At 50.2% G+C, this 9,334-nt stretch carries 8 protein-coding genes; 6 read left to right on the forward strand and 2 right to left on the reverse strand.

The window, feature by feature from the left end:
* The 4 genes from INT22_RS20215 to nhaC all read left to right on the forward strand — a co-directional run.
* Positions 1-771 (forward strand): aldehyde dehydrogenase family protein (locus tag INT22_RS20215; RefSeq protein WP_226912360.1); only part of this gene is annotated, 771 nt, incomplete at its 5' end.
* A 165-nt stretch (positions 772-936) separates the two neighbouring features.
* Positions 937-1,608, forward strand: a complete 672-nt coding sequence (locus INT22_RS02940; RefSeq protein WP_089039576.1) for a GntR family transcriptional regulator — start codon at positions 937-939, stop codon at positions 1,606-1,608.
* A gap of 367 nt (positions 1,609-1,975) precedes the next feature.
* Positions 1,976-3,283 carry an NAD(P)/FAD-dependent oxidoreductase gene (locus INT22_RS02945; protein ID WP_193067648.1) on the forward strand — a complete coding sequence of 436 codons (1,308 nt, stop codon included), beginning with the start codon at positions 1,976-1,978 and terminating at the stop codon, positions 3,281-3,283.
* Positions 3,284-3,326: 43 nt separating this feature from the next.
* The gene (gene nhaC, locus INT22_RS02950) at positions 3,327-4,769 is read left to right on the forward strand and encodes a Na+/H+ antiporter NhaC (protein ID WP_193067649.1); all 1,443 of its coding nucleotides are present in this window, start codon (positions 3,327-3,329) and stop codon (positions 4,767-4,769) included.
* Between the two features lie 149 nt (positions 4,770-4,918).
* Here the strand turns inward: nhaC and INT22_RS02955 are convergent, their stop codons facing one another.
* A complete protein-coding gene (locus tag INT22_RS02955; protein ID WP_193067650.1) occupies positions 4,919-6,274 on the reverse strand; it encodes a serine hydrolase domain-containing protein in 1,356 nt (451 codons plus the stop codon).
* A gap of 84 nt (positions 6,275-6,358) precedes the next feature.
* A complete protein-coding gene (locus INT22_RS02960) occupies positions 6,359-7,411 on the reverse strand; it encodes a diguanylate cyclase domain-containing protein (RefSeq protein WP_193067651.1) in 1,053 nt (350 codons plus the stop codon).
* A gap of 346 nt (positions 7,412-7,757) precedes the next feature.
* Between INT22_RS02960 and INT22_RS02965 the strand changes: the two genes are divergently transcribed.
* Positions 7,758-8,477: a Crp/Fnr family transcriptional regulator gene (locus INT22_RS02965; RefSeq protein ID WP_193067652.1), complete on the forward strand. Its 720-nt coding sequence runs from the start codon at positions 7,758-7,760 to the stop codon at positions 8,475-8,477.
* 198 nt (positions 8,478-8,675) lie between these two features.
* Entirely contained in the window at positions 8,676-9,326 is a 651-nt protein-coding gene (locus tag INT22_RS02970; RefSeq protein ID WP_226912361.1) for a Crp/Fnr family transcriptional regulator, read from the forward strand.
* Positions 9,327-9,334 lie beyond the last annotated feature (8 nt).

Genomic DNA, 9,334 nt, shown 5'->3' on the forward strand with positions numbered 1-9,334 from the left:
AATCCAGTATTCCCTCTACCAGCGGCGCTGGAGTCACGTGGTGCCAGCATGGGGGCAGAATTCATTAGCTCGTTGAATATGGGAGCTGGCCAGTTTTGTACTAATCCTGGGTTAGTCATTGCAGTAAAGTCTAAGGGGCTAGACGCGTTCATTGCAGCGGCACGCCAAGCGGTCGAGAGCAGCAGCGCTCAAACCATGCTTACGCCCGGCATTCATCAAGCCTATACCAACGGTGTGCAAGCCCTTACCTCGACAGGTAAAGTCCACGAAGTAGCTTGCGGTCAAAAAGGAGCTGGCCCAAACCAATGCCAAACGGCTCTTTATGTAACCTCTGCGGCTCATTTTCTGGCTGAGAAAACACTGCAGGAAGAAGTTTTTGGCGCGTTGTCGCTGGTAGTGGAATGCCAAGACCAGAACGAGGTTCAGCGCGTTGCGGAGGCGCTTGAAGGCCAGTTGACCGCCACCCTTCAACTGGAGGATGCCGATCAGGAAGTTGCTCGCAACCTGCTGCCAATTTTGGAGCGTAAAGCGGGTCGGCTACTCGTCAATGGCTGGCCAACAGGCGTCGAAGTTTGCGATGCCATGGTCCATGGTGGCCCTTTCCCAGCAACGTCGGACTCGCGCACCACATCTGTAGGTACCGCAGCTATTGTTCGCTTTTTACGTCCTATTTGTTATCAAGATCTACCGGATGCACTTTTGCCAGAGGCATTGCAGCATAGCAACCCACTGTCACTTAAGCGCCTGGTTAATGGAGAACGTGAAGGCTGATCCATAGGAGTTTGAGCCGCTCTCCTCTGGGGAGAGCGGCGCATCATGCATTGAGCCATGTGAGCTGATCAACGGTTCAATTACTAACCATTCAACTACCAGCCATGGACATCTATATAGGTTTGTATAAAATGTGCAAATTAACTTTCAGGATGGACGTGAACCATGGCGACATTCAAAACACGAGCACACTTCGTCGCCGACGACTTACGCAAACGTATCCTTGGCGGTGAGTTCAAGGGCGGTACTCAACTTCGTCAGGACGCCCTAGCCAGCGACTATGATGTCAGCCGTATCCCTGTCAGGGAGGCCTTGCTAACCCTCGAATCAGAAGGGCTAGTGGAGTTTTATGCTCACCGTGGCGCTTTTACCACCGAGCTTTCCGTTAGCAAAATTCGAGAACTTTTCGAGCTACGGATTCTGCTTGAGACCTATGTACTTAAGCATGCCATTGATAACCTCACTGAAGCAGACCTCGATAAAGCCGAGGATATACTGCGCAAATATGACGACGCTCTAAATCGCGGTGGCGAAGTCGACAATTGGAGTGAGTACAACTATGCCTTTCATTTGGCACTTTATGCGCCAGCCGAGCTTCCAGAAACGCTCGCTATCATTCATCAGTTAAATACTAAATCAGATCGCTATATCCGCATGCAGCTCGTCTACTCCCAAGAGATCACAAAAGCTGAAAAGGAACACCATGAGTTGCTGGAGCTAGCGCGCCAACGCGACACCGACAATGCCTGCCAGCTGCTTAAAACCCACATTGAAGACGCCTGTGGAAGTATTATCGCGGTACTTGGAGAGCGATCCAACCAAGCTGAGGCACTTTGAAGTATGAGTGCCACTTTAACTATCCTACCCTAGCCATTAGCTGTCTCTCCCTCTTCTGCTTAAGTCATAAATACTACTTCTAGCACCACTTCCCCTCTTCATATACTTCGGCTTGCTAACACTAGCGTCTTCCGGCTATTCGAATAGTTTTGGCGAATTAAGCCCTGTTCCTATCGTTTCCACCCGATAAGCACCATTGAACTACTAGGTAGTTCCATTTTTACCGCTCGCTGCTTGCCCCCTCGCCATCGCAAGGCGCTCCTCTCCTGCCATTTCTTATCAATATTTGTCGTTGACGGTATTGATCCGATTCACAAACCTGAGATATATTTTATACAATCTACAAAAATAGAATTAAGGAAGCTTCATGAATCCACGAAGCACGAAGAGTAGCGGCTCGAAAGAGGATGCCGATGTCATCGTTATCGGTGCAGGAGTGGTAGGTAGCGCTTGCGCCCTATCCTTGAGCCAACAAGGCTTGCGTGTTTTGGTGCTAGACAGCCACCAGCATCCGAGTATGGGTGCATCGTTTGGCAACGCGGGCCATATGGCAACGGAGCAGGTTTTTCCTATTGCCGATTCAGCCATTGTTAAGCGACTACCCAAAATGCTACTGGATCCAATGGGGCCGCTACGCTTAGATTGGCGCTATGTCCCCAAGGCCCTACCATGGTTTACTCGACTACTTTGGAATCTACGTAAGACTCCCTACCAAGCCAGCGTGGCAGGTATCCGTGCTCTCAATGAAAATAGTCTGGATGCTTGGCGTCGACTGCTCGAAACCATAGACAGCAGGTATCTGTTAAAGGAAGACGGATCTCTCCTGGTTTATGAAAAGGATAGCGCTGCCGAAGAGTTAGCAACACTTCACACAAAGATGACTAAGCAGCAAGTAGCCGTTGAATACTGGCAAGCCAGTGCAATTAAAAACACTGCTCCTCAATTGTCAGACAGCATTAAAGGCGGGCTATTCTTCCCTGACACCGCACATACGATTAATCCCTCACAGATCGTCAACTCACTCGTATCCGCAGCTAAAGCCAATGGAGTGCAGTTTAGACAAGAAAACGTCGTATCAGGCCAAGACCATGGCAACGGTGTGACGCTGAAGACCGCGAGCTCGTCCTCCTTCACGGCTGGCAAAGTTCTTATTGCATGTGGAGCTCATTCTGCCCATCTCACTGCCACACTAACGGGTACCAAAGTTCCTCTTGATACGGAGAGGGGCTATCACCTGATGCTGCCTCATGAACGGCATCGGCTGCCTATGGCGGTTACCTCGTTGGAGCGTCGTTTCATCATGACACCCATGGATGAGGGATTACGCTTGGCAGGTACCGTCGAATTTGCCGGGCTCCATCGACCAGCCAATATGCAACGCGCTTGGCAACTGCATAAACTCAGCCAAGGGCTCTTCAAAAACGACTTAGATACTACCGAAGCTAAACCCTGGATGGGCTTTCGTCCCTCGTTACCCGACTCACTCCCTATTATCGATAGCGTTAAAAGCGGCAGAGTCCTACTAGCTTTCGGGCACCATCACCTTGGCCTTACTCAAGCCGCTATTACAGCCGAAATTATTAGCCAGCTGGCCAAGCAAGAAAACCAACAAGCTCAACTGCACTGCCAACTGCCCATTGATTTATCTCCCTATCGGCTAAGCCGATTTTCCTAGCAAGCGACACCCCAACCCTAAGAACAACGTCATAGGAGCTATTATGTCTTCACCAAAAGGTCTCGCAAGACTGCCTAACATGATAGAGGTTTTTGCGATCATGTTCGGCTTTATAGCCATCATGTTTGTCAGTATCAGCTTACTCGAACTCCCTATACAACTTGCCTTGTTCGCCTCTTGGTTTTTGATTATGGGGCTGGGCTTAAAACTTAAACTTTCCTACGAAAACATGCAGGAAGGGCTTATTAAAGGTATTCATAATGGCATGGAGGCCGTTCTGGTGCTCACTACCGTGGGGGCGCTGATTGGCACCTGGATTGCAGGCGGTATCGTACCGAGCATTATTTATTACGGCCTGTCAGTTATGAATCCACAGATTTTCCTTTTCGCAGCTTTTATTATTTGCTCCTTAACGTCTCTAGCTACCGGTACTTCCTTTGGTACAGTGGGAACGGCTGGGGTAGCGATGATGGGTATCGGTCACAGCTTTGGTATCCCGCTACCACTGGTTGCTGGCGCCGTGATATCAGGCGCGTACGTAGGTGATAAAATGTCACCGCTTTCCGATACAACAGTGATGACTGCGTCACTATGTAAGGTGAACCTTATAGACCATATTCGCTCGATGATGTGGGTTAGCGGGCCTGCGGTTATCATCGCGTCGATACTGTTCATCACCGTTGGTTTTTTCTATATCAGCGACACAGCAGACACATCTCAAGCAGCAGCGGCCATGCAGGCTCTGGAAAGCCACTTCACAATAACGCCTTGGCTGCTGCTTCCAGCGGCCGTTGTTATTATCCTATTGACTCGTCGCTTGCCAGCCATCCCTGTCATCACATTAGGTGCGCTCCTTGGCAGTATTTGTGCTTGGCTAGTGCAGGACATGAGTCCCGTTGATGCGATCCAAACCGCCTATTCCGGCAATGCAATGCAGTCTGATGAAGCGTTTCTCAACACTCTTCTTAACCGTGGCGGAATAGAGTCTATGTTGGGTGTCGTTGCCCTCATTCTTTTCGCGCTTGGTTTAGGCGGTTTAATGGAACGGGTCGGCATTCTACAGGCTATCAGCCAGGGGTTTCTGAGCTGGGCCAACAATCCAGGTCGACTTACCCTTTCAACCATGTTGGGTGGATTCTTCGGTAACTTCTTTGGTGGCGCAGCCTATGTCTCACTCATTACCGCCAGCACGATAACTGAGAAGAACTACGACAAACAGGGGATCGATCGTCGCGTTCTCTCTCGTAACGCAGAAGCAGGCGGTACTATTACAACTCCTATGGTGCCATGGACAGACGGCGGTGTATTTATGGCCGCCACCCTCGGTGTTTCAACACTGAGCTACCTGCCATTCCTTTGGTATCACATGCTTGTACTGGTAATCGCTATCTTCTATGGCTACGCCAACATTGCCATTTGGAGAACCTCTCCAGCAGATAACGCCGAACAAACAACCACTCATCAACGCAGTGTACCCGTAGCTTGATCGCCTAAAATCACCTCAAGCTTTTGGCTTTCCAATAAGCTGAACACGTAAAAAAACTCCGGTTTGTAAATAATTCAAACCGGAGTTTTTAGTTTTAATCTCAAGAAAAAAATAACCTTATGCAGATATATACAGCAGCGTTTGGCGTACTACTCAGATGTCATAGCCGCTTTTTCCATTAAATACTCTGCAACCGCCTGATAGGCGGGAAGTGAAGTCGGGTCATTAGCCGCATTTCCCGCCACCGGGTGCGATGCAAAACGCACAATGACCATCTCAGCGGTGGGGTCAATATAAATGGTTTGTCCATGCACCCCTCTTGCGGCAAAGGCGCCATGCTCGTTATGCAGAGACCACCACATGCCACGGTAGCTACCGCCCGGTAAATAACGGTATCCCGCGGCGGCAAACGCTTGCCTGTCGCCACCTTCCCGAATGCGCTCAACCGCCGCTGCTGGAAATAGCCGCTCATCGTCCATTACGCCTTCATTGAGCACCAACTGGCCGATCCTGGCCAGATCCCGAAGGCCAGCGCTCAAACCGCCCCCTGCGAACGGCGTACCAATGGAGTCCACGGTAAAGTAAGCATCCTGCTCCATGCCTAACCGCTGCCAAAGACGCGATGACAGCAATGACGCCACCGATTCACCCGTCGTACGCGCGATCACCCAGCCAAGTGCATCGGTATTAATCGTTTTATAGCCAAAGACCTGCCCATGCTCCCCTTCCGGTTGTACCGTTGCAAGATACTCATAATAAGTACGCGGCCCAGTGTAATCGTCTGGCTTGGGGAGCGGGCTTGCCGCTGCATTGTAGGCCCAGACCTCAGCGTTGGGGTCACTGTAATCTTCGCTGTAAGCAAGGCCTGTGGTCATCTCAAGTAGCTGTTTCACCGTAGCGTTACCAAAAGCACTATCGGCAAGTTCCGGCAGTATATCGCCTACGATTGCCTGCTCATCCAACACGCCTTCTGCCACCAAAATCTCACCTAGCAAGCCGGTCATCGATTTAGTCACCGACATAGCGCCGTGCTGGCCCGTTTCATCCAAACAGCCAGAGTAAGTCTCATACACCACTTGGCCTTGGTGAAGAATCAGCAGACCATCGGTGTAGTTTTCATTCAGCGACGCCTGCCACGACATAGGCTCACTAGCGTCAATTGGAGTGAAGGTGACAGCGTTTATCGCGTCATCTAATGCATAGGGCAAAGGAGCAGGTGCGCCCAACCCACGGCTGACCTGCTTAGTAGGCAACAGCTCGCGAAAGTGGCACACCGTCCAGCGCATTTTGGGGAAACTAAAGTAGTTGGAGTCTGGCTGGCCAATCAACTGCTTCGGCGCCGGTGGGAAACCCTGCATCCAGCCTAACTGGTTTGGGTCAGAAGCTTCAGCACTTAATACCGAGGTACTCGCCTGCGGAGCAGCCGCATAAACCATTGAGCTAAGCAGCAAAGCGGGAAACGCAAGCGGCAACATCACACTAAAACGGCGATAAAATCGTGTCATAAAAGCGACTCCCAGACGTACAACACCACATGAGCGTAACGTTTGAGTCTAGTGAATTCTAATAGAATGGATAGCTAAACGAGTTCAACGTTCTTTATGCTTACATTGCCAGTGCTTATTGTTCATATCATAGCTAAATACTTGGTATTGATGTCGACCGCTTTTCTTTGCACGGTACATAGCGGTGTCGGCATTCTCGAGCAAACTATGTTCATCTGCCCCATGATCAGGATAGAGGCTGATCCCGATACTGACACTAATGCCTAGTTTATAGTGACCAAGACAGCATGGTATCGCTAATGCCCGAAGGATTTTTTCTGCCACTCTGGCAGCATCACTTAGTTTTTCAATTTCGCTAAGCAACACTATAAACTCATCCCCACCCTGTCGGGACACGGAGTCTGTAGCACGTACGCATTCACTGAGACAGTTAGCGACGAGCTGCAACAGACTGTCGCCAACAGTATGGCCAAGTGAATCATTGATGAACTTAAAGTTATCGATATCTAAATATAGCAGTGCGACATAATGGTCGTGCCGTTTTGCTAGACGGATAGCGCGAGCAAAGTGTTCTGCAAATAGAAAACGATTAGGCAGCTTGGTTAGCGCATCATAGTGGGCCTGATAGGCTAGTTGCTCTGCGCGTGTTAAAGAGTGCTTGGCATCATGAAATACAATTACCGCCCCTACCGTAACACCATGGCTATCATGGATAGGAGCCGCCGAATCTTCTATCTCTAGCTGGCTACCATCCTGGCGAATCAGCACGCAGTCCAGAGCCAACCCTACCGTGCGATTTTCGTCTATCGCTCTTAGCGCTGGGTTAGGCACGGGCTCGTAAGTTTGGATATGAACGAGTTTCAAGACCTGATCAATTGGTTTACCAAGCGCCTCTAAACTTGTCCAACCGGTTAACACTTCAGCAACGCAGTTCAGATAGGTAATCCTGGCGCTCAAATCGGTCGTCAAAACAGCATCACCGATTGAATTTAGTGTTGCTTTAGCCCAATCCCTTTCTACTTGCAGGGCATTCTCGACACTTCGCAACCGCTCGTCGGCACCTTGCTCGGCATCATTTTCTGTCGTCTGGGCGTTATTGTTTTGGTGACCACCGTACAGCATGACGTTTTTATCCATGTGTAGCCTTGCCCAAGGGTAAGGTCGGCGCTGCTTTCCTTGCAGAGCACAGTGCAACATCCTGTTCAGGCATATCCCTTGCCACACTGATAGTGACATTAGGCGGTAGATAAATAATTCACTGTGCGCTAGCGAACATAAGCCGCAAGTTATTTAAATTAAAATTGGCGGCACTCATGTCCACAAATCAGCCCTATGTGCGATAGCGTACAGAGATTGTCTCAAGGCACTCTATACTTGAAAGGAGAATGTCTATCGGCTGGAGGGCGTACATCCACAAGGGTTCCCTTGTAGAAGCGGCGGCTAAAGAAAGCTGCATCTAAGCTTAGGATAATGAGGATATTCAATGCTTGAACCGAATAATTTCAAGCAAAATGCGTTGCTAGAACTACTTCCCAGAGATGATCTTGCGCATCTGTTGCCTCACCTTGAAAGAGTGACGCTGACATTGGGTCAATCACTTAGTGAACCTGGTCAGCAGATGAGTCATGTCTACTTTCCGCTGGATTCCATCGTCTCGCTGCTATGCGTGATGGAGAACGGCGCCTCGACGGAGATCGCTATAGTCGGCTACGAGGGAATTGTAGGCGTCTCGCTCTTTATGGGAGGTGAAACCACCCCCAGCCGAGCGATCGTACAGAGCGCAGGACATGCTTATCGGCTTAAAGGACAGCTGCTCAAAAACGAGTTCTACCGCGCCGGCGCCATGCAGAGACTACTGCTTCGCTATACCCAGGCCTTACTGACCCAGATGGCGCAGACAGCGGTATGCAACCGTCACCACAGCGTCGACCAACAGCTATGCCGCTGGCTGTTGCTCAGCATTGATCGGCTGCCAGGAAATGAACTGGTGATGACCCAGGAATTAATTGCCAATATGCTAGGCGTGCGTCGCGAGGGAGTCACCGAGTCAGCGGGTAAACTTCAAAAGGCTGGCTTGATCTCATACTACCGTGGGCATATCAAAGTCATCGACCGTCTTGGGTTGGAAGCACGAGTCTGCGAGTGCTACTCAGTGGTCAAACGCGAGTATGATCGGCTACTCAAGCACCATGACGTTATGTGAGCAACATTAGTGAAGCCGCTAATATAATGCCAAAAGCACCAACGCGCTATGTACGCTAGCGTGCCGACACTTAATTCACCCCAGTGTTAATATGTGTATGTACCATTAAAAACAGATGATGGTACATCTGCAGCCGACATCAAAATGATCGCGATCTTCATTGTGCCGTTTGCCAGGTTCTTTCAACCGGAGAGGCACATGACGTCTATTTTTCACGCTGCTGATGCCAATCAACTTCTTGCTGACCTACCCACTGCTGAGCAAGACGCTTTGATGGCCAATTGCGAGACTGTGTCGCTTACCTTTGGCGAAGAACTTTACCGCGCTACCGATACAGTCACCCACGCCTACTTCCCCATCACCAGTTTCATTTCACAGATCGTTATTCTTCATGGGGATAGCCGCCTTGAAGTGGCGATGACGGGACGTGAAGGCATGCTTGGTCTCTCACTGATGCTCGGTATCCAAGAAGCGCCTCTGCTCGCAGTTGTTCAGGGAGCTGGGGGAGCACTGCGTATCAACGCTGCTAGTTTTCAACGGCTGTTGGTAGAGTGCCCAGTATTGCATTTGCGGCTAAAACGGTACCTTTACGTCGTCATTAATCAGCTAGCGAACTCAGCGGCCTGCATCCATTTTCACCGGATTGAGGAACGCCTTGCCCGCTGGCTGCTAATGACCCAAGACCGCGCCAAATCAGATAGATTGCAGCTAACCCACGAGTTCTTGGCCATGATGCTAGGCGTGCGACGGCAGGGCAAACGCATGAAAGATTTCATCCAGCCAATATCGTCGCTAAATAGCTTTCATCCAGTGCTGCCTTTTTCTGCTTTCGGCGTATGCCACCTTTAAAACTTGTC

The organism is Halomonas sp. 3D7M (assembly GCF_014897885.1).
GTDB lineage: Bacteria > Pseudomonadota > Gammaproteobacteria > Pseudomonadales > Halomonadaceae > Vreelandella.

Bases quoted from the DNA above. Each gene is read 5' to 3' on its own strand.
- INT22_RS02940 (WP_089039576.1), top strand. From the start codon at position 937: ATGGCGACATTCAAAACACGAGCACACTTCGTCGCCGACGACTTACGC.
- INT22_RS02945 (WP_193067648.1), top strand. From the start codon at position 1,976: ATGAATCCACGAAGCACGAAGAGTAGCGGCTCGAAAGAGGATGCCGAT.
- nhaC (WP_193067649.1), top strand. From the start codon at position 3,327: ATGTCTTCACCAAAAGGTCTCGCAAGACTGCCTAACATGATAGAGGTT.
- INT22_RS02955 (WP_193067650.1), bottom strand. From the start codon at position 6,274: ATGACACGATTTTATCGCCGTTTTAGTGTGATGTTGCCGCTTGCGTTT.
- INT22_RS02960 (WP_193067651.1), bottom strand. From the start codon at position 7,411: ATGGATAAAAACGTCATGCTGTACGGTGGTCACCAAAACAATAACGCC.
- INT22_RS02965 (WP_193067652.1), top strand. From the start codon at position 7,758: ATGCTTGAACCGAATAATTTCAAGCAAAATGCGTTGCTAGAACTACTT.
- INT22_RS02970 (WP_226912361.1), top strand. From the start codon at position 8,676: ATGACGTCTATTTTTCACGCTGCTGATGCCAATCAACTTCTTGCTGAC.